Raw genomic sequence first — 19799 nt, 5'->3', positions numbered from 1 at the left:
GGTCACGGCACGACGGCGTGTTCCACCAGCAGCCGGGCCGCGGCTGCGATCGACTCGGCGTCGATGCCCGCGGCGTGCAGCTGCTCGGCGGGCGTCGCCGAGCCCGGCATCGTACGGACGGCCAGGCGCACCAGGCGGGGTACCGGACGGCCGTCGAGGAAGGCGTCCAGCACGGCGTCGCCGAGTCCGCCCTCCGCGCGGTGGTCCTCGACCGTCAGGAGGCAGCCGGTGCGCTCGGCGGCCTCGCGCAGGGTTTCCCGGTCGACGGGCTTGACCGAGTACAGATCGATGACCCGGACCCGTATGCCCTGCTCGGCGAGGGCGTCGGCGGCCTTCAGCGCCTCATGGACGGTGACCCCGGCGGCGACCAGGGTGAGCCGGTCCTCGGAGGAGGCGCGCAGCACCTTGCTGCCGCCGACCGGGAACTCCTCGGTCGGCCCGTAGACGACCGGCGTCTCCCCGCGCGAGGTGCGCAGATAGCGGATGCCCTCGAGGCCGGCCATCGCGGCCACGAGTTTGGCGGTCTGGTTCGCGTCGCACGGGTACAGGACCGTCGAGTCGTACACCGCGCGGAACATCGCGAGATCCTCCAGGCCCATCTGCGAGGGCCCGTCCTCGCCGATGGCGCAGCCCGCGTGGGAGCCGACGAGGTTGATGTCGGCGCCGCTGATCGAGGCCATGCGGATGAAGTCGTGGGCGCGGGTGAGGAACGCGGCGAACGTCGCCGCGTACGGCACCCAGCCGCGTATCGACATGCCGACGGCGGTGGCGACCATCAGCTGTTCGGCGATGTAGCACTCGAAGTAGCGCTCGGGGTGTTCCTTGGCGAAGTACTCGGCGCGCGTGGAGTCGCCGACCTCGCCGTCGATCGCGACGACGTCCCCGCGGGCGTTGCCGAGCGCGGCCAGCGCGTGGCCGAAGGCGTCACGGGTGGCGACCTCGTCACCGACGTCGTAGCGCGGCAGCTCCAGGTGGCCGCCCTGCACGGCGTGCAGGGTACGGGCCGGGGGCGGCGGCTGGACCTCGACCCGCAGGTCCCGTACGCCGCCGAGTTCCGCGATCGCCTCCTCCGCGTCCTTCAGGGGCTTCCCGTGCAGGCCCTCGCGGTCCTCGACGCCGGTGACGCCCTTGCCCTTGAGGGTGCGGGCCAGGATCACGGTGGGCTGTCCGGTGGTGGACTCGGCCTCGCTGCAGGCGCGGTCGATGGCCTCCACGTCGTGTCCGTCGATCTCGATGGTGTGCCAGTCGAAGGCCTTGAAGCGACGTGCGTACGCGTCGAGGTCGTGGCCGTGGCGGGTGGGCCCGCGCTGGCCGAGCCGGTTGACGTCGACGATCGCGATCAGGTTGTCGAGGTGTTCGGTCCCGGCGTGCTCGGCGGCCTCCCAGACGGAGCCCTCGGCCAGTTCGCTGTCGCCGCACAGCACCCAGACGCGGTAGCCGGTGCGGTCGAGCCGCTGCCCGGCCAGGGCGATGCCGACGCCGATGGGCAGCCCCTGGCCGAGCGAGCCGGTGGCCGTCTCGACCCAGGGCAGCCGGCGGGGCGTGGGGTGGCCTTCGAGACGGCTGCCCAGTTTGCGGAAGGTGAGCAGCTCGGTGTCGTTGATCGCGCCGGCGGCCTTGTAGGCGGCGTAGAGCAGGGGTGAGGCGTGTCCCTTGGAGAGGACGAACCGGTCGTTGGCGGGATGGGAGGGGCGTTCGAAGTCGTAGCGGAAGTGGTGGGCCAGCAGGACCGCCATCAGGTCCGCGGCCGACATCGAGGACGTGGGGTGACCGGACCCGGCCGCGGCGGCGGCGCGGACACTGTCGACGCGCAGCTGTTGGGCGAGTTCATGGAGTTGACGGCTGTTCATGTGTTCTCCTCCGTACCGGACTTGGTGGGGCGTCCCGGTACGCGGGCCAGTTCGGGCGAGGCCGTGTCCAGCGGCACGGACCAGGAGCGGACCAGCCCCAACTGGACGGCCTGGCGCGGCAGTACGGCGTCCAGGAGCCAGTCGGCGGCGACCCGGATGCGGTTGCCGGGCATCGCGGCGAGGTGGTACCCGCGGGCGACGGCTCCGGCGAGCGGCCCGGACAGCGGGATGCCGAGCGGGTTGGCGGCGGCCCGCGTGCCGCCCAGGTCCACCACGAACCCGAGGTCGTGGTGGCGGTAGGCGCGCCGGGAGCCGATGCCGAGAGAGGCGGCGACATTGCGGGCGCAGACCTTGCCGTGCCGCCAGGCGTGCTGTGCGGTCATCGGCGTGTACTGGCCCGGCTTGTCGAGGTCGGGTACGGCCGCCGCGTCGCCGCACGCGAACACCTCCGAGTGGCCCGGCACCTGGAGATAGGGGTCGACGAGCAGTCGGCCGCGCTCCAGGGGGCGGTCGAGGTGCTCGACCAGCGGATCGGGCCGTACACCGACGCACCACACGAGGGTGCGGGTGTCGATGAACTCGCCGTCGGTCAGCAGGACTCCGTCGTGTGTGGCCTCCTTCACGGATGTCCCCATCCGCACGTCGACGCCGCGCCGTCGCAGCACGCGGTCGGCGGTGCGGGAGAGCCGCTCGTCCATCTCCGGCATCACGCGCGGCGCGATGTCCAGCAGCAGCCAGCGCGGCCGGATGCCCTCCCACAACGGCTGTTGGCGCACCAGCTCATCGGTGAACAGCTGGCCCTGCGCGGCCACTTCGGTCCCGGTGTAGCCGGCGCCGACCACCACGAAGGTGCAGCGGGCGGCGCGGCTCTTGGGATCCTCGGCCGCGGCGGCCAGTTCGATCTGGCGGGTCACATGGTCGCGCAGGTACAGCGCCTCGGGCAGTCCCCGGAAGCCGTGCGCGTGCTCGGAGACGCCGGGGATCGGCAGCAGCTTGTTGACGCTGCCGACGGCGAGCACGAGCCGGTCGTAGGACAGTGTGCCGACGTGGCCCTCGGGGTCGGTGTAGTGCACGGTGCGCGCGTCGAGGTCGACGCTGTCGGCCTCGCCGAGCACCAGGCGCACATGGCGCAGGGTGCCGGGGAGCGAGACGGCCACGCGGCGCGGCTCCAGGATGCCCGTGGCGACCTGCGGGAGCAGGGGCAGATACAGGAAGTAGTCGGTCGGGTTCAGCAGAGTGATGTCGGCCCGGTGCCGGGTCAGGCGCGAGAGGGTGCGGGCCGTCTGGTACCCGGCGAATCCGGCACCGACGATCAGGATGCGGGGTCGACTCACTGTTCGCCTCCGGCGTGGTCGCGCGTACGTGGTCTGCCTGGGCGGGCACACGGATGCCCACCCGTTGGACCTTCCGCGTCCCCCTGGTCAGGGCGCCCAAACGCCACCGCGGGGGGCGTTTCGCCCCTGTCCCGGCGGTTACCCGGCCGGAAAGCGACGCGGTAGGCCCTGCCCCGGAGGTTCACCCCATGACCGAGTACGGCTACTTCCTCTCGTGCGAGGAGTTCGGTCCCGCGGATCTGATCGAGCAGGCCAGGATGGCCGAGCAGGCCGGATTCCAGCGACTGTGGATCTCGGACCACTACCACCCGTGGCACGACGAGCAGGGCCAGAGCCCGTTCGTGTGGTCGGTGATCGGCGCGATCTCGGAGGCGGTGTCGCTGCCGATCGAGACCGCGGTCACCTGTCCGACGGTGCGGATCCATCCGGCGGTGGTGGCGCAGGCCGCCGCGACCAGTGCGGTGATGACCGGGGGCCGGTTCCGGCTGGGCGTGGGCAGCGGCGAGGCCCTGAACGAGCACATCCTCGGTGGCCCCTGGCCGCCCGCGCATGTGCGTCTGGAGATGCTGGAGGAGGCGATCCAGGTCATGCGGCGGCTGTTCACCGGTGAGGAGGTGAGCCACTACGGCACCCACTACACGGTGGAGAAGGCCCGCCTCTACACGGTTCCCGACGAGCCGGTGCCGATCGACGTCTCCGGCTTCGGTCCCGCGGCGACGTCGTTGGCGGCGCGGGTGGGCGATGGCTACATCACGATGATGCCGAACGAGTCGCTGGTGTCGCAGTTCCGCAAGGGCGGGGGCGGCGCCAAGCCGGTCAGCGGCGGCACGAAGGTCTGCTACGGCACCGACCGGGACGAGGCCGTCCGTACGGTGCACCGGCTGTGGTTCAACGAGTTGCTGCCCGGCGAGATGGGGCAGATCCTGCCCACGCCGAAGCACTTCGAGCAGCTCAAGCCGCTGATCACGGAGGAGATGGTGCGCGAGAACAGGGTGTGCGGGGACGACGTGGACGAGCACGTGGCCGCGCTCACCGCGTTCGTGGACGCGGGCTTCGACCATGTCTACGTCAACCAGATCGGCCCGGACCAGCGCGGCTTCTTCGACTTCTACCGCACGAAGGTGCTGCCGCAACTCCGCCACTAGAGCTCCGCGAGCCACCAGAGCTCCACAACACGCTGGCCACCCGCGGCTCCTGCCTCCCGCCGCGACCGCGCTCAGCGCGCTCGGCCGCGGCGGCGCAGACCCGCGGTCATCGCGGCGCCCAGGCCGCCCAGCAGAAGGCCCGCGCCCAGCCTGGACCGGTTGCGGGAGAGCCAGTCCTCGGCGCTCCCCGGCAGGGACTCCCCGTCGAAGCGGCCGTGCGCCCCGTGGTCGTGACCGTGCGGGCCGTCCGCGGGCGACCACAGGTTCCCCGCCTCGCCGTGCTCCCCCTGGTCCCGCTGCTGGTCCCGCTGCTGGTCCCGCTGCTGGTCCCGCTGCGCGTCGTACCCGGTGCGGGCGAGGTAGCGGTCGAGCAGCCCCGGGGCCATGGCGTTGGCGATCAGCGTGGCCGCCGTCGAGCCGCCCACCCAGTACTCCCGCCGCCGTCCGTGCCCGGCCGCGTGCACGATCGCGCGGGCGGCGACCTCCGGCTGGTAGACCGGTGCCACCGGTCGCGCCCGCCCCGGCATCCGGCTCAGCACCCAGTCGAACTGCGGGGTGTTGAGGGCCGGGAGCTGCACCATCGTGGTCCGCACCCGCGACCCGTCGTGCAGCAGCTCGCACCGCAACGACTCGTTGAAGCCCTGGACGGCGTGCTTGGCCCCGCAGTACGCAGTCTGCAGGGGGATTCCCCGGTAGGCGAGCGCGGAGCCGACCTGGACGATGGTTCCGTGGTCGGCGGGCAGCATGTGCCGCAGGGCGGCCCGCGTGCCGAACACATAGCCGAGATACGTGACTTCGGTGACCCGGCGGAACTCGTCCGGCTCGATCTTCATGAACGGCGCGAAGACCCCGGCGAACGCGTTGTTGACCCAGACGTCGATCCGTCCGAACGCGTCGACGACCTGCTGCGCCGCGTCCTCGACCGCCCTGGCGTCCGCGACGTCCACGGGGACGACCAGCGCCTCACCGCCGGCGCGCCGCACCTCGTCCGCGGCGGCGGCGAGGCCCTCCCGGCCCCGGGCCAGCAGGGCCACCCGGTCGCCACGGGCGGCGAAGGCGAGGGCCGTGGCCCGGCCCACGCCTGCGCTCGCCCCCGTCACCACGACCGCCCTGCGGCGCCTCGGCAGGGCTCCCGACAAGGCCCTGGCCATCTCTCACCGGTCCGGGTGGTGCGGTGTCCCCGGGTCCGGTCCGGGCGCTGCGGCACCCGGCGCGGCCGCGTCGGGGATGCCCGGCGTCGGAGCTCCGGTCCCCGGGGCCCCGGGCGCGACGGGCGGCATCGGCGGGTACGGCGTCCCGGGCCCCCTCGACGGCGTACCGCCGGTGACCCCGCCGCCGGTTGCCGGCGACACGGCCCCGTGGCCGCCCGAACGGGCTGCGCCGCGCAGCAGATACGCGGCCACACCCAGCACCGCCGCCATGATCAGCGCGGCGGCCCAGGCGGGGAGGGCGAGCCCCAGCGCCAGACCGAGGGCGAGTGCCAGCGCGGCGCCCGCGTACAGGCCGACGGCGCCGGACGCGGCGTAGAGCGCGGCCGTGCGGCGCTGCTTGCGCGTCTGCGCGCGCAGCTCGTCGCGCACGGCCTCACGGGCCACCTGCGCCAGTTCGTCGACCAGGTGCTTGTCCAGATGTTCCAGGTGATCCATGCGGTTCATGGCCGCCGAGTACCCGGGCCCGAGCGCCCGTAACGCCGCGTGCGCGCGCCCGCGATCGGTCCGAATCGATCTCCTCCCGGGCCACCCCCAACTAGGCTCGTACCCATGGAGATTCTCGGAGCCTCGCTGCGTATCTGCGTCGACGATCTGGACACCGCGGTCCCCTTCTACGAGCGTCTCGCGGGCGGCAGAGCTCTCCGGTTCGAACGCGGCGGTGTCCAGGTGGCCGCGGTCGGCTGCTTCCTGTTGATGAGCGGCCCCGAGTCGGAGCTGGAGGTGCTGCGCAAGGTGGCGGCCACGATCGCCGTCCAGGACGTGGACGAGGCCCACCGGGTGCTGACCGACCTCGGCGCCCGCATCATCGCGGGCCCGGTGCCGACGCCGGCGGGCCGGAATCTGCTCGCGGCCCATCCGGACGGAGCGGTGTACGAGTACGTGGACCGCCGACCGGCCGCCTAGTCCTCGGGCCGCATCCGGAAGTCGTAGCGTGCCGGGAGTGGTTCGTCGGTGATCCGGGCCCACAGTTCGCCGATCGTCTCCGCGCCCTCCCGCAGGTCCTCGACCTCGAACCCGGCGTCGAGGAGGGCCCGGGCGCCGTCCCGGTCACCCTGCGCGAGCAGTATCCGGGCCTCGGTCAGCCGGAAGCGGCCGCGCCCGCGCGTCGCGGGGTGCAGCCGCCGCCACACGGCGCGCGCGTCCTCGGTACGGCCCACCGCCAGCAGCGCCTCGATCGCCTCGCGGCCGAGCGCCGCCGTGGCGGCCGTCCAGCTCTCCCCGGCGTCGCGCCGCTCCTGGCACAGGTCGTCGAACGCCTCGGCGTACCGGTCGGCGGCACGCTCGCGGTGTCCTGCCTCCTGGTCGGCCACGGCGAGACAGCGCAGCATGGGCCAGAGCGACGGCGCCAGGTGCAGGGCGCGCTCCCAACTGCGCACCGCCTGGGCGCGGTCGCCCGCATGCCACTGGGCGACCCCGAGGTGATACTCCGTCAGGGGCCGTGCGGGCGCGGTCTCCAGCATGTCCCGCCAGTGCGGCGCCACGAGCGTCTCACCCGGCGGCCCGACCCGCCGCGGCTCGGGGAAGGAACCGGACCGCAACAGCTCCAGCCAGGGCGCCTGTGCCTCGCCGAGCGTCGACTCCTCGAAGGGCGTGCCCGGCAACTTGGCGCCGGAGCGCCTCACTTCGAGCGCCCCCCAGCCGGAACCGACGGCGAGCTGCTCTGCCGGATCGACGTCGGCGTACGGCTTCCACGCCTCGTACGCGGCGTCGACCGCGGCACGCGGCAGGGCGGCTTCCAGCCGTGCCTCGGCGCCCCGAACAACGGCGTTCCACTCCCCCTCCCGCCGAGCGCTCAGTGGCCCGTAGGCCTCCAGCCAGGACACCTCGCTCTCGGCGTCCAGCCGTACGTGCTCCAGCTGGGTGCGGGCCAGCCCGGCCTGGATCTCGCAGTAGCCGCCGGTGCCCGGTTCGGTGAGCCACTCCTGCCAGCGGCGCCCCCCGGCACCGGTGCCCCAGACGAACAGTTTCCGCCCGCGCAGCACATCGGTCGACGTCTGCACCAGCCCATGACCGTCCTCGCCGAGCGCGGCGATCCAGCGGCGGCGTCCACCGGGCACCTCGTAGAAGTAGTCGGCGGCATGGGCGCTGTTGAGGGGGTAGGTGCGGTCCACACCGTCGTACGACGGCACCGGCACCCGGCGCAGCCGGCGGGTGTATCCGAAGTGCCAGGCCTCCTGGGCCGGGGCCAGGACCCGGCACTCCTCCGGTACGGCGATGTTGGACCACCAGTACACCGGCGCCGGCCCCTCGTGCGGATTGCGGACGCGGACGCCGACGTAGAGGAAGTCGGAGCCCTCCGGCAGCCAGAGGTCGACCTGGAAGGGCAGGTCGCGCAGGCGCTCCCACTCCCACAGGCGCAGCATCTCACCGCCGTCGGGCGCGGTGACCCGGGCCGCGTGCAGGGGTGAGCAGGAGAGGGTGGTGTGGCCGGTGGCGCCGATGTTCCACTCGATGCCACCGGAGAACCAGGCACCGTTGAGTGCGAAGGAGGCGGGCTGGAAGACCGGGTTGCGGTAGAGGAGTTCGCGGCCGGTCGGCTTGTGGAACAGCGACGCGACCCGCCCGCCGAGGCCGGGCAGCACGGTGGCGCGCAGCCGGTCGTTCTCGATCACGAGGGTGTCGATGCGCCGGGGCTCCCGTGTTCTGCCGTAGCCGTCGCGCAGCCGTACGGGCAGCAGGCCCCGCAGGGGCGCGTAGCCGATCTGCCGGGCCATGTCGCCCGGCAGGTCCTCCCTGTCCCGGTCCTCGATGCGGTGCACCTCGTCGAGCGGCCGCAACGGGGGCAGCGGATTGTCGGGGCCCAGCGCCGCGGCGGGCAGCGTCACTGCGTCACGTCGGATCGTCGTCACCACCACATGGAACCCGGCCGCCGATGACCTGACCAGGGGCTCTGCCGGTCAGGATTCCGCAAAGGCGCCCGGATCCCCGGAGCTTCGTAAAGGCTTCGAAACGGTCGGGAAATATTGCGGCGGGACTCTTCCGTGGAACTCCTCCCGGGCCGTCGGGAGGTGACTTCCTGCGTGCGAGGAGGAGGAGTCGTGACGGAGATCGTCGACGACCGGACGCCGGCGTCCCCGCCGGAAGCGGCCGACACGAAGGCCGGGCAGGCCGACGCGGCGGGCCGGACCTACAACGGCTGGACGCACAACGACACGCTGGAGGACTACTCGCTGCGGTATGCCCCGAAGTCCTTCCGCCGGTGGACTCCGTACGTGGTGGCCACCACGGCCCTGGGCGGTATCGCGTATCTCGCTGACTTCGCCATCGGCGGCTCGATCGCGATCTCCCATGGCTTCTCCAGCGCCATGGTGGCGATCCTCGCCGCGGCGGTGGTCATCTTCCTCACCGGCATTCCGGTCTCGTACTACTCGGCGAAGTACTCGATCGACATGGACCTGCTGACCCGGGGCGCCGGCTTCGGCTATCTGGGCTCCACCCTGACATCGGTCATCTACGCCAGCTTCACCTTCATCTTCTTCGCCCTCGAAGGGTCGATCATGGCGCAGGCCCTGGAGCTGGGCCTGCACATCCCGCTGGCCATCGGTTACCTCGTCTGTTCGCTGGTCATCCTGCCGCTGGTGATCTACGGGATGACGGCGCTGTCGAAGATGCAGGTGTGGACCCAGCCGATCTGGCTGGTCCTCATGGTCGCGCCGTTCGTGTCGATCGCGATCCAGGAGCCCGGCAGGTTCTCGGAGTTCACCCACTTCGCCGGGAACTCGCCGACCGGCTCCGGTATCAGCCTGCTCGGCGTCGGCGCGGGCGCGGGCGTGGCGCTGTCACTGATCGCGCAGATCGGTGAGCAGGTCGACTACCTCCGATTCATGCCCGACAAGACGCCGCAGAACGCGAAGAAGTGGTGGGGCGCGGTGCTCTCCGCCGGCCCGGGCTGGGTGGTGCTCGGCGCGGCGAAGCAGATCGGCGGGGCGTTCCTGGCCTTCTGCATCGCCGGCAGCGTGGGGCTCGCCCAGGCGAACGAGCCCATCCAGCAGTACGTCCACGGTTTCAGGACCTTCGCCGCGCCGGTCGCCCTCGGCCTTGCGACGTTCTTCGTGATCCTCTCCCAGATCAAGATCAACTCGACGAACGCGTACTCGGGCTCGCTGTCCTGGTCGAACTTCTTCTCCCGGCTGACTCACCGTCACCCCGGGCGTGTGGTCTACATCTTCCTCAACGTCGGTATCGCGCTCGCGCTGATGGAAGGCGGCGTGTTCGGGTTCCTCAACACAGTGCTGGGCTTCTACTCGAACGTCGCCATCGCGTGGATCGGCGCGGTGGTGGCGGACCTGGTCATCAACAAGCCGCTGAAGCTGAGTCCGTCCTACATCGAGTTCAAGCGGGCCCACCTCCACCACTTCAACCCGGTCGGCTTCGGCTCGATGCTGATCGCCTCGGCGGTCTCGATCGCCGCGTACTTCGAGGCCTTCGGCGCCCTGGGCAAGGCCTACTCCCCGTTCATCGCGCTGTTCCTGGCGATGGTGCTCTCCCCGCTGTTCGCGGTGCTGACCCGGGGCAAGTACTACATCGCCCGCCGCGACGACCTGGACGAGCCACTGCTCGACCCCCAGGGACTGCCTTCCGCGGCGACGCTCACCTGCTCGGTGTGCGCGGACACCTTCGAACGTCCCGACATGGCGCGCTGCCCGTACCACTCCGGCGCGATCTGCTCACTGTGCTGCAGCCTGGAGAAGGCCTGCCACGACTCCTGCAAGGGCGGTCCGAACACCGGTGCGGTCGACCTCGCCATGCCGACGGTCCGGTCCGAGCGCTGAGGAGCCGGACCGGTGGCGGGATCACTTCCGGACCATCTCGGCGGTGATGGCCCAGCGCTCGTGATCCCGCCAGGCACCGTCGACGTAGATCATGTCCGGTGAGAAGCCTTCCAACCGGAAGCCGCAGCGCCGGGCGAGGGCGATCGAGGCGGCATTGAGGGGCTGCACATTGATCTCCAGCCGGTGCAGCCCCATGGGCCCGAACGCGTACCGCACCACCAGGTGGAGGCCCTCCGACATCAGCCCGCGCCCGGCGGCGTGCGCGAAGGCGCCGTATCCGAGGGCCCCGCTCAGGAAGCCGCCCTCGACGATGTTGTTGATGTTGATGAAGCCGGCGATGCCCCCGCCGTCCCTCTCGCACACCAGGAACCCGGCCTTCGTCGGGTCCTCGATGAGCCGCCCCGCGTACGCGGCGTAGGCCGCGGCGGTGACCGGCGGGAACAACCAGGGGTGGTGCAGGTCCCTGCTCTCCCGTGCCCGGGCGGTGAACTCGGCCCCGTCGGCGGGGGTGAAGTGGCGTATCCCCACGCGGGGGCCTTCGGTGAGGTATCCATGAGTCTCAGGCACGTCGACACCGTACGTGAACGGGACTCAGCCGCGCCGACTCACGAAGAGCGCCCCGCACGGCCCCCCGATCAGCCACTGCCCCCGCCCCTGCTGCACCCCGCCGCTCGTCCCGGCCCTCCGGGAGGTCCTCGCGCTCATACGACCAGGATGAACGGCCAAGGCCGACACCGCCCGGCCGGTGGGGGCCGGACGGGTGACGCACTCAGCGGACCGCGGGCGTGGTGTGGGCGCAGACGTCGCGTTCGCCACGCCGGGCAGTTCACCGGTGAGATCGAGCGGCCCGTCCCCGCCGTCCAGGATGTTGGTCCCGTGGTCCGCGAACAGCGGGTCCGCCTCGGCCCAGCTCACGCGCAGTGGGACGGGGTCGTGAATACGGGCGAGCCGCTCCTCCCGGTCGTAGACGGAGCGCAGCCGGGAGGCGAGCACGGCGGCGGTCGTGTCCAGGCACGCGTCCGGCAGGAAGATGTCGCGGCCCCTCGCCCCGCGCTGGGCGGCGTGCACCCGCCGGACGGCGACGACGACCATCAGCGCCGCGACGAGGAGCGCCACCCACTTGCCCGTGAGGATGAAGAGCCAGACCGCTGCCGTGGCAGCCACGAGCGGGAGGAGGAACCCGAACAGCGGGACACGCCCCGCGGACTCCGGTCGGTGCAGGTGCACATGGATGCCCCCTGCACCGACCCGGTCATCACCACGTAGTCGGCCGATCCGCCGTTGAACTCGTTGATGACCGTCGGCGGACCGTCCCGTCCGCGCAGCCGCATCGTGCGTCCCCCGTCGCTCCGCCGTCCACAGCCCAACGAGCCTGCCACAACAGTGAGTTGCGGCGCATCTGTGTCCTCGCGCCGGTCCGGCACCGGGCCGGCGGCCCGCTACGCCAGCGCCGGCACCTCCAACGTCAAGGTCCCTGCCGCCGAGTCCAGTTCGGCCGCCACCCCGAACGGCACCGTCAACGCGCCCTGTCCATGGCCGAATCCGAACTCCTCCACGACCGGCACCCCGAGGCCGCCGAGCCGGTCGACGAGGACCGGGCGCAGCTCCTCGTAGGGGCCGCACCCCTCCCATGAGCCGAGGGCGATTCCGGCGACCCCGTCGAGCCAGCCCGAGCGCAGGAGCTGGGTGAGGATCCGGTCGATGCGGTACGGCTCCTCGCCGATGTCCTCGATCAGCAGCAGCCCGCCCCGGGCGCCGGACCGCGCGTGCGGGGTGCCGAGTTCGGACGCGAGCATGCTCAGACAGCCGCCCAGGGTGACTCCCCGGGCGCGGCCGGGCACCAGTGCGGCGCCGCCGGATCTGATGGTCCGCACCGATTCCGGCTCGAACAGCGTCGCCCGTAGATGCTCCTGCGCCCGTGCGCTCTTGAGGAAGTCGACGGCCGACACCATCGGCCCGTGCAGCGTGGCCAGGCCCAGCCGGGCCGCGAACGCCTCGTGCAGCGCGGTGACGTCGCTGAAGCCGACCAGCACCTTGGGCCCGGCGGCCCGCAACGCCGCCCAGTCGAGCAGGTCCACCATGCGCTGTGCCCCGTACCCGCCCCGCGCGCACAGCACCGCCGCCACGTCGGGGTCGCACCACGCGGACTGGAGGTCGGCGGCCCGGTCGGCGTCGGTGCCCGCGAGATAGGGGAAGTCGGGGTGCCGGTCGAGGACGTGCGGGGCCACGACGGGATCCAGGTCCCAGGCGCGCAGGATGTCGAGCCCGGCGGCGAGTCGCTCCTCGCGGACGGGTCCGCTGGACGCGACAACGGCCACGCGGTCACCGGGGACGAGCCTGGGCGGCCGTACAAGAGGTGTCACTTGGTCAGCTCCAGGGTGGGAATGCCGGGCGGGTTCAGCCCGAAGACCTGCGCGTACAGGGACAGCTCGGCCTCCAGGACACGCACCATGGTCTCAGCCCGTGTGAAGCCGTGCCCCTCGCCCTCGAAGGCGATGTAGGCGTGCGGGATCCGCCGCCCCGCCAGCCGGGCCAGGAAACGCTCGCACTGCGCGGGCGGGCAGATGGCGTCGTCCAGTCCCTGCAGCAGCAGGAACGGGGCGGTGATCCGGTCGGCGTGCTCCAGGGGTGAGCGCTCGGCGTACCGGGCGGGCACCTCGGCGTACGGCCCGACCAGTGTCTCCAGGTACCGCGACTCGAAGTCATGGGTCTCCCCCGAGCCCCAGCTCACCGGGTCCAGGACCGGGTAGAGGATCGTCCCGCAGGCGTACACGTCGGTGGTCGTCAGGGACACGGCCGTCGTCCAGCCGCCCGCGCTGCCGCCGCGTACGGCGAGCCGGTCACGGTCCGCGGTGCCCTCGTCCGCCAGGGTGAGCGCGACGGCCGCGCAGTCCTCGACGTCGACGACGCCCCACTGCTCGCGCAGCCGGTTGCGATACTCGCGCCCGTATCCGGTGGAACCGCCGTAGTCGACCTCGGCGACGCCGATGCCGCGTGAGGTGAAGTAGGCGATCTCCAGATCGAGGACGTGCGGGGAACGGCTCGTGGGCCCGCCGTGCGCCCACACCACGTACGGCGGCAGCTCGTGGTCGGGCGCGACGTGGTCGGGGTGGTGCGGCGGATGGATGTGCGCGTGGATCTCGCGGCCACCCGGGCCGGTGAAGGTGCGGATCCGTGGTTCGGGGTAGTGAGCGGGGTCCACCGGGTCCTCGTGGGCGGCGCCGATCACCCGGGTGCGGCCGGTGCGGCAGTCCAGTTCGACGACCTCGTAGGCGCTGCGGGGGCCGGCGCCGACGGCGACGATCCGGCTGCCGTGCACGGCGAGTGTGGCGGCGAACTCCGTCCAGGGGCCGGCCGTGTCCACCACCTCGCCCCTGTCGGGGTCGAGGATCCCGAGCCGGCTCGCGCCCCTGCCGTGCACGACCGCGATCAGGCCGTTCTCCAGGGGCGCGAACCATCGCAGTCCGACCTTCCACAGGGGCCCGCCGAACTCCTCCTCGCGAGGGCACAGCGGCACGTCGTCGCGGTACAGGTTCCACCAGCCGGTGCGGTCACTGACGTACAGCAGGGAGCCGTCGGATGCCCACTCGGCCTGGGCGATCGACTCGTCGGGGCCGCCGGCGACCGTGCGCGGCTCCCCGAACGTGCCCTCGCCTCTGACCTCGGCGACGACGAGCTCGGTGCCGTCCCACGGCATGCGCGGATGGTCCCAGGCGAGCCAGACCGCACGCCGCCCGTCCGGCGACAGGCGAGGCCCGGTGACGAACCGGTGGCGCGCGTCGGTGAGTTCGCGTACGGAGTCCCGGTCCTGTGCGGCCGAACCGTCCAGTGGTACGGCCGCGGCCACCCGGCGAACGTGCGTGGGGCCGTCGCCGGTGAACTCCTCCAGCACGCACCAGACTTCGCCGCGCTCGGCATGCACCTGCGGATCCACCCAGCGCAGTCCGCCGCCCACCGGGGAGAGTGGGGTGAGCGGACGCGGCCCGGCACCGGGGGCCGCGGGCTCGTACGCGTACAGCCGCTGGTCCGCGAAGTTCACGAACACCACCAGTGGGCCGCCGGGCCGCATCGCCCCGGCCCAGGGCCGGCCGCCGTACTCCATGACGCGGCTGCGCACGTTCCACGAAGGGGGCAGCACCGACTCCTCCCTGCCGTCCGCCGTGCGCCGGACGAGGGTGCGGCGGCCGCCCTCGGTGGGACGCGGCTCGATCCACCACGCCTCGTCGCCGACGAAGCCCACCGACTCCGGCTGCCCGTCGTGCGCGGCGGCGAGTGACGCGTCGATGGGCGAGGGCCAGGCCCCGTACTCCAGGGTCCGCACCATCTTCTCGACTCCCTACTAAGAGCTGAGGAAGCGGTCGAGGACGCGGACGCCGAAGTGCAGTGCGTCCACCGGGACGCGCTCGTCGACGCCGTGGAAGAGCGCCTGGTAGTCGAAGCCCGCCGGGAGCTTCAGCGGCGCGAACCCGTAGCCGGTGATGCCGAGTCGGGAGAACTGCTTGGCGTCCGTGCCGCCGGACATGCAGTACGGCACCACGTGCCCCTCGGGCGCGAACTCCTGTACGGCCGCGCGCATCCGCGCGAACGTCGGCGCGTCCACCGGCGCCTGGAGGGCGACTTCGTGGTGCTGGAACTCCCAGTCCACGTCCGGGCCGGTGAGCTCGTCGAGGGTGGTACGGAACTCGTCCTCGCCGCCGGGCAGATAGCGTCCGTCGATGTACGCGACGGCCTCCCCCGGGATCACGTTGACCTTGTACCCGGCGCTCAGCATGGTCGGGTTCGCGCTGTTGCGGACGGTCGGCTCCACGAGCGCGGCGGCGGGGCCGAGCTTCTCCAGCAGGCCTTCCACGTCGTCGAGTGCGGTGTCGAGGCCGTAGAGGGCGGCCAGTTCGGTCAGCGCGGCCCGTACGGTCGGGGTGAGCCTGAGCGGCCATTCGTGGGCGCCGATACGGGCGACGGCGGCGGCGAGCCGGGTGACCGCGTTGCTGCGGTTGACCTTGGAGCCGTGGCCCGCCCGCCCGCGTGCGGTGAGCTTGAGCCAGCCGGTGCCGCGCTCGCCCGCCGCGATGGGGTAGATCTGCCGTCCGGTGCCGTCGTGGAAGGTGAACGCCCCGGACTCGCTGATCCCTTCCGTGCATCCCTCGAACAGGTCCGCGTGCCGGTCCGCGAGGAAGCCGGAGCCGTCCTCCGCGCTCGCCTCCTCGTCGGCGGTGAAGGCGATCACGAGGTCGCGCCGCGGCCGCACGCCCGCGCGCGCCCAGTTCCGAACCACGGCGAGGATCATCGCGTCCATGTTCTTCATGTCGACCGCGCCCCGCCCCCAGACGACGCCGTCGCGGACCTCGCCGGAGAACGGGTGCACGCTCCAGTCGCCGGCCTCGGCGGGCACCACGTCGAGATGGCCGTGGACGAGCAGCGCGTCGGCGCGGGGGTCGGTGCCCGGGACGCGGGCGACGACGTTCGTCCGGCCCCGGGTGCGCTCCAGGAGCGTGGGCTCGAGGCCCGCCTCGGCCAGCCGGGCGGCCGCGTACTCGGCGGCGGGCCGCTCCTGGCAGTCGCCGCCGCCACGGTTGGTGGTGTCGATGCGGATGAGGTCGGACGTGAACCGTACGACCTCCTCCCGTGCCTGCTCGTCAACCATACTGCTCCTCCACCGCGGCCGAGACGATCGTGGTGACCGCCTTGAAGGTGCGGATCGCCTCGTACATGCTCCCGCTCGTGTACGCCACCTTCCGCTCCGCGACGCGGTCCACGCCCGGCACGACGGTGGCGGCCATCGCCAGGTGCTCCGCGTCGAACTCCAGCGCCACGGTGAACGGCCCACCGGACACGGGCTCGTGACGCGCCGCCAGACCGGCCGCCTCCTTGGCGGCCGCACGGATGTCGGCGGCGGTCCTGGCCGGTGTGCGGCAGACGGCCGCGTACCGCGAGACATGGTCCTTGACGGCGACCTTGAGCGCCTCCGGCGCATACCCGAGCGCGTCCTCGCAGGCCACGTCGTCGCCGGTGACGAGGATGACGGGCACGCCGTACTCGGCGACCACGTGCGCGTTCAGCAGTCCCTCGCTGGCTCGTACGTCGTTGAGCCAGACACCGGTGATGGAGTTGGCGAGATACGTGTGCGCGAGGACGCCCTCCATACCGGCGCCCGCGTGGTAGCCGACGAACGCGATGCCGTCCACGTCCCCGTGCTGCACACCCTCCACCATGGACAGGGACTTGTGACGGCCGGTGAGCATCTGCGCCCGCTCGTCGAGCCGCTCCAGGAGCAGATTGCGCATGGTCGAGTGGGCCTCGTTGATCACCACCTCGTCGGCGCCGCCGTCGAGGAAGCCGCGCACGGCGGCGTTCACGTCGGAGGTGAACATCGCACGGCACCGCTCCCACTGCGGCGTTCCGGGCAGCACGTCGGCCGGCCAGGTCACACCGGTGGCGCCCTCCATGTCGGCGCTGATGAGGATCTTCATGCTCCGTCACGTTACGCGCCGCACCGGCAACAGGCTATGAACCGCGGGGGCCGGGTGGCATGCCTCTCCTGCTCGCCTCGCTCATGGGCGAGAACCCCACCCCGTGGAAGGAGCGGCAGGCGTGCCCTGCGCCGGAGCTCCGGCGCAGGGCACGCCTGCCGGATCAGCGGTAGAGAGCGGGGCGCTCGATCAGTTCGACTTCGGTGCGGCGGCCCTCCGCCTGGGCGCGCACGCCCGCCTCGCAGACCGCCGCCGCGGCATAGCCGTCCCAGACGCTCGGCCCGGTCACCTCGCCGCGCCGGGTGGCGTCCACCCAGGCCTGCACCTCACGGTCGTAGGCCTCCGCGAAGCGCTCCACGAAGTCCTGCGCGATGGTTCCGCCCCAGCGGCCCGCCGCGTTGGTCACCATGGCGTGCCCGTCGCCGATCCGGGCGGTGCCGCGCTCACAGACCGCTTCGGCCTGCACCTGGTAGCCGAATCCGCAGTTGACGAAGATCTCGACATCGACGAGGGCGCCTCCGTCGGTCTCGAGGACGACGAACTGCGGGTCCGTAAGGCCCTCCGGGGCGTTGTCCGACGGTGTCGGGCGCAGCGCCGTCACCGCTGTGATCTCCTGGCCGAGCAGCCAGCGCGTCACATCCATCTCGTGCACGACCGAGTCGTTGATGAGCATGGCGTCGGTGAAGCCGGGCGGGCTGGCCGCGTTGCGGTGCCGGTTGTGCAGCATCAGCGGACGGCCGAGCTGGCCGCTGTCCAGCAGCGCCTTGAGCTTGATGTACTCGGCGTCGTAGCGCCGCATGAAGCCCACCTGGACGCGCCGGTGCCCCAGCTTCTGCTCGGCCTGAAGGATCCTGAGCGCGGAGGCGGCGTCGGGGGTGAGCGGCTTCTCGCACAGCACCGGCAGGTCACGCTCGAAGGCCGCGAGCAGCGCGGCCTCGTGCGCGGGGCCGGGCGAGGCGATGAGTACGGCGTCGACGTCCTCGGCGGCCATCGCGGCGGCCGGTTCGGTGTGGGCGGTGCAGCCCTCGACACCGGCCGCGACGCTCTTGGCCCGTTCCGCGTCCACGTCCACGACGGCGGCCACCCGCGCCCCGCTGGTCACCTCGCTGATACGGCGCACATGGTCGGCGCCCATCCTCCCCGTCCCGATGACGGCGACTCCGAGCGTTCCACGCTGAGTCATGGTGGTAGGTCGTCCCTTCGGAAGGTCAGGCGCCACAGGAGCGGAGGAACTTGCGGGTGCGTACGGCGATGGGCAGCGGCTTGTCGGGCGCGCAGGGGTACATGTCCTGTTCGACGATGGCGAACAGATCGACACCGAGCCCCTGGGCGGCGGCGAGGACCGGCTCCAGCGCGGGCACGCCGGCCGGGGGTTCGCACATCACGCCGCGCTGCACGGCGGGCCCGAAGGGCACCCCGTTCTTCACGACGTCGGCGAGGACCTCGGGGTCGACCTGCTTGAGGTGCAGATAGCCGATGCGCTCGCCGTAGGTCTCGATGAGCCTGACGCTGTCGCCGCCGCAGTAGGCGTAGTGCCCGGTGTCCAGGCAGAGGTTGACGAGGCCGGAGTCGGTCGAGTCGAGGAAGCGCTCGACGTGCTCCTCGGTGTCGATGTGGGTGTCGGCGTGCGGGTGGACGACGATGTCGAGGCCGTAGGTCTCCCGGACCTCGTGGCCGAGCCGCTCCATGCCCTTGGCGAGGTGGGCCCACTGTTCGACGGTGAGCTCCGAGGGCTCGATGATCTCGGCGGTCTTGTCGTCCCGCCAGAAGGAGGGGATGACCACCAGGTGCTTGGCGCCCATGGCCTGGGTGAGGGCGGCGACCTGGCTGACGTGCTCCCAGGTGGACTCCCATACGGCCGGTCCCCGGTGCAACGAGGTGAAGACCGTGCCGGCCGACACCTTGAGGTCGCGCCGCTCCACCTCTTCGGTCAGCCGTGCCGGATCCGTCGGCAGATAGCCGTAGGGGCCCAGCTCGATCCAGGGGTAACCGGCCTCGGCGACCTCGTCCAGGAAGCGTTCCCAGGGCACCTGATGAGGGTCGTCCGGGAACCAGACACCCCAGGAGTCCGGGGCGGAGCCGACCCGGATGCGGTCCAGGGCAGAGGTCATGTCAGGAGTTCCCTTCGGAAGATGCCGCCACGGGGGCCTGGAGGTCCGCCTCTTCGGGGAGCTCCTCGACGTCGACGCCGCGGACCTGGGCCAGTTCGTGCTTCAGGGCGGCGAGTTCGGCGCCGCCGGCCATGTGGTTGGTCAGCTCTTCGAGGCTGACCTCGTCGCGGGACGCGCTGAGCTCCAGGGTGCCCAGGCGCAGCACGCTGAAGTGGTCGCCGACCATATAGGCGTGGTGCGGGTTGTGGGTGATGAAGATGACGCCCAGGCCACGGTCGCGGGCGGCGGCGATGTACTTGAGGACGACACCGGACTGTTTGACGCCGAGCGCGGCGGTGGGCTCGTCCAGGATCAGGACGCGGGCGCCGAAGTGGACGGCGCGGGCGATGGCGACGCACTGGCGCTGGCCGCCGGAGAGCGTGCCGATGGGCTGTTCGAGGTCGTCGAGGACGATGCCCATGTTGCGCAGTTCCTCGTCCGCGGTCTTCTTCATCCGGGCGATGTCCAGGCGGCGCACGGGCCAGGGGCCCTTGGTCATCTCGGAGCCGAGGAAGAAGTTGCGCCACACCGGCATCAGCGGCACGGTCGCCAGGTCCTGGTACACGGTGGCGATACCGCGGTCCAGTGCCTCGCGCGGGGTGCTGAAGCGCACGGGCTCGCCGTCGACGAGGAACTCGCCCTCGGTGTGCTGGTGCAGCCCGGAAATGATCTTGATCAGGGTGGACTTGCCGGCGCCGTTGTCACCGAGAACGCAGGTGACCTTGCCGGGATGGACGGCGAGGTCGACGCCGTGCAGGGCGCGGATGTTGCCGTAGGACTTGCCCGTGCCACGCAGTTCGACGACGGGGGCCTGGTCGTCCGTGGGCGCCTGGCCGTTGTGGTTGCCGGGGTCAGTGGTCGTCATGGTGA

17 protein-coding genes are annotated in these 19799 nt (G+C 71.9%); 3 read left to right on the top strand and 14 right to left on the bottom strand.

What is annotated here, in order from left to right; genetic code table 11:
• Positions 1–2 precede the first annotated feature (2 nt).
• Together ASC56_RS25070 and ASC56_RS25065 are read right to left on the bottom strand one after the other, a co-directional pair.
• Positions 3–1850 carry a transketolase gene (locus ASC56_RS25070; protein ID WP_055493786.1) on the bottom strand — a complete coding sequence of 616 codons (1848 nt, stop codon included), beginning with the start codon at positions 1848–1850 and terminating at the stop codon, positions 3–5.
• Positions 1847–3184: an NAD(P)/FAD-dependent oxidoreductase gene (locus ASC56_RS25065; RefSeq protein ID WP_055493785.1), complete on the bottom strand. Its 1338-nt coding sequence runs from the start codon at positions 3182–3184 to the stop codon at positions 1847–1849. Before ASC56_RS25065 ends, ASC56_RS25070 begins: the two co-directional genes overlap by 4 nt.
• Positions 3185–3372: 188 nt before the next feature.
• On the opposite strand from ASC56_RS25065, the gene ASC56_RS25060 reads away from it, so the two are divergent.
• Positions 3373–4329 (top strand): LLM class F420-dependent oxidoreductase, encoded by a 957-nt coding sequence (locus ASC56_RS25060; protein WP_055493784.1) that lies wholly within the window; start codon positions 3373–3375, stop codon positions 4327–4329.
• A gap of 71 nt (positions 4330–4400) precedes the next feature.
• Here the strand turns inward: ASC56_RS25060 and ASC56_RS25055 are convergent, their stop codons facing one another.
• Complete coding sequence (locus ASC56_RS25055; protein ID WP_055493783.1) at positions 4401–5480, bottom strand: SDR family oxidoreductase; 1080 nt, start codon at positions 5478–5480, stop codon at positions 4401–4403.
• A 3-nt stretch (positions 5481–5483) separates the two neighbouring features.
• Entirely contained in the window at positions 5484–5984 is a 501-nt protein-coding gene (locus tag ASC56_RS25050; protein WP_055493782.1) for a phage holin family protein, read from the bottom strand.
• A gap of 105 nt (positions 5985–6089) precedes the next feature.
• Between ASC56_RS25050 and ASC56_RS25045 the strand changes: the two genes are divergently transcribed.
• On the top strand, positions 6090–6443 hold the full coding sequence (locus tag ASC56_RS25045) for a VOC family protein (protein WP_055493781.1): 354 nt from the start codon (positions 6090–6092) through the stop codon (positions 6441–6443).
• On the opposite strand, the gene ASC56_RS25040 is transcribed toward ASC56_RS25045, so the two are convergent.
• On the bottom strand, positions 6440–8395 hold the full coding sequence (locus ASC56_RS25040; protein ID WP_055493780.1) for a DUF5107 domain-containing protein: 1956 nt from the start codon (positions 8393–8395) through the stop codon (positions 6440–6442). The genes ASC56_RS25045 and ASC56_RS25040 overlap by 4 nt on opposite strands.
• A gap of 183 nt (positions 8396–8578) precedes the next feature.
• Between ASC56_RS25040 and ASC56_RS25035 the strand changes: the two genes are divergently transcribed.
• Positions 8579–10312 carry a cytosine permease gene (locus tag ASC56_RS25035; RefSeq protein ID WP_055493779.1) on the top strand — a complete coding sequence of 578 codons (1734 nt, stop codon included), beginning with the start codon at positions 8579–8581 and terminating at the stop codon, positions 10310–10312.
• A gap of 21 nt (positions 10313–10333) precedes the next feature.
• On the opposite strand, the gene ASC56_RS25030 is transcribed toward ASC56_RS25035, so the two are convergent.
• The 9 genes from ASC56_RS25030 to ASC56_RS24990 all read right to left on the bottom strand — a co-directional run bounded on the left by ASC56_RS25030 (position 10334) and on the right by ASC56_RS24990 (position 19794).
• The gene (locus tag ASC56_RS25030) at positions 10334–10879 is read right to left on the bottom strand and encodes a GNAT family N-acetyltransferase (RefSeq protein ID WP_055493778.1); all 546 of its coding nucleotides are present in this window, start codon (positions 10877–10879) and stop codon (positions 10334–10336) included.
• 24 nt (positions 10880–10903) lie between these two features.
• Positions 10904–11476: a hypothetical protein gene (locus ASC56_RS25025; protein WP_159039698.1), complete on the bottom strand. Its 573-nt coding sequence runs from the start codon at positions 11474–11476 to the stop codon at positions 10904–10906.
• Between the two features lie 275 nt (positions 11477–11751).
• Entirely contained in the window at positions 11752–12675 is a 924-nt protein-coding gene (locus ASC56_RS25020; RefSeq protein ID WP_063784999.1) for an LD-carboxypeptidase, read from the bottom strand.
• Positions 12672–14636: an LpqB family beta-propeller domain-containing protein gene (locus ASC56_RS25015; protein WP_055493775.1), complete on the bottom strand. Its 1965-nt coding sequence runs from the start codon at positions 14634–14636 to the stop codon at positions 12672–12674. The genes ASC56_RS25020 and ASC56_RS25015 overlap by 4 nt, the downstream gene beginning before the upstream one ends.
• A gap of 15 nt (positions 14637–14651) precedes the next feature.
• Complete coding sequence (locus ASC56_RS25010; protein WP_055493774.1) at positions 14652–15953, bottom strand: M20/M25/M40 family metallo-hydrolase; 1302 nt, start codon at positions 15951–15953, stop codon at positions 14652–14654.
• Positions 15946–16779, bottom strand: a complete 834-nt coding sequence (locus ASC56_RS25005) for a M55 family metallopeptidase (RefSeq protein ID WP_055493773.1) — start codon at positions 16777–16779, stop codon at positions 15946–15948. Before ASC56_RS25005 ends, ASC56_RS25010 begins: the two co-directional genes overlap by 8 nt.
• A 163-nt stretch (positions 16780–16942) precedes the next feature.
• On the bottom strand, positions 16943–17962 hold the full coding sequence (locus tag ASC56_RS25000) for a Gfo/Idh/MocA family protein (RefSeq protein ID WP_055493772.1): 1020 nt from the start codon (positions 17960–17962) through the stop codon (positions 16943–16945).
• A 25-nt stretch (positions 17963–17987) separates the two neighbouring features.
• The gene (locus tag ASC56_RS24995) at positions 17988–18890 is read right to left on the bottom strand and encodes a sugar phosphate isomerase/epimerase (protein ID WP_055493771.1); all 903 of its coding nucleotides are present in this window, start codon (positions 18888–18890) and stop codon (positions 17988–17990) included.
• A gap of 1 nt (position 18891) precedes the next feature.
• Positions 18892–19794: an ATP-binding cassette domain-containing protein gene (locus ASC56_RS24990; protein ID WP_055493875.1), complete on the bottom strand. Its 903-nt coding sequence runs from the start codon at positions 19792–19794 to the stop codon at positions 18892–18894.
• Between the last annotated feature and the right edge of the window lie 5 nt (positions 19795–19799).

The sequence above is a fragment of the Streptomyces sp. TP-A0356 genome (assembly GCF_001417775.1).
Taxonomy (GTDB): Bacteria; Actinomycetota; Actinomycetes; order Streptomycetales; family Streptomycetaceae; genus Streptomyces.
This window is presented reverse-complemented; position numbering and strand designations above follow the sequence as displayed.

Excerpts from the sequence above, each read along its gene's own strand:
- ASC56_RS25070 (WP_055493786.1), bottom strand. The coding sequence starts at position 1,850 with ATGAACAGCCGTCAACTCCATGAACTCGCCCAACAGCTGCGCGTCGAC.
- ASC56_RS25050 (WP_055493782.1), bottom strand. The coding sequence starts at position 5,984 with ATGAACCGCATGGATCACCTGGAACATCTGGACAAGCACCTGGTCGAC.
- ASC56_RS25005 (WP_055493773.1), bottom strand. The coding sequence starts at position 16,779 with ATGAAGATCCTCATCAGCGCCGACATGGAGGGCGCCACCGGTGTGACC.
- ASC56_RS25055 (WP_055493783.1), bottom strand. The coding sequence starts at position 5,480 with ATGGCCAGGGCCTTGTCGGGAGCCCTGCCGAGGCGCCGCAGGGCGGTC.
- ASC56_RS25010 (WP_055493774.1), bottom strand. The coding sequence starts at position 15,953 with ATGGTTGACGAGCAGGCACGGGAGGAGGTCGTACGGTTCACGTCCGAC.
- ASC56_RS24995 (WP_055493771.1), bottom strand. The coding sequence starts at position 18,890 with ATGACCTCTGCCCTGGACCGCATCCGGGTCGGCTCCGCCCCGGACTCC.
- ASC56_RS25000 (WP_055493772.1), bottom strand. The coding sequence starts at position 17,962 with ATGACTCAGCGTGGAACGCTCGGAGTCGCCGTCATCGGGACGGGGAGG.
- ASC56_RS24990 (WP_055493875.1), bottom strand. The coding sequence starts at position 19,794 with ATGACGACCACTGACCCCGGCAACCACAACGGCCAGGCGCCCACGGAC.
- ASC56_RS25060 (WP_055493784.1), top strand. The coding sequence starts at position 3,373 with ATGACCGAGTACGGCTACTTCCTCTCGTGCGAGGAGTTCGGTCCCGCG.
- ASC56_RS25045 (WP_055493781.1), top strand. The coding sequence starts at position 6,090 with ATGGAGATTCTCGGAGCCTCGCTGCGTATCTGCGTCGACGATCTGGAC.
- ASC56_RS25015 (WP_055493775.1), bottom strand. The coding sequence starts at position 14,636 with ATGGTGCGGACCCTGGAGTACGGGGCCTGGCCCTCGCCCATCGACGCG.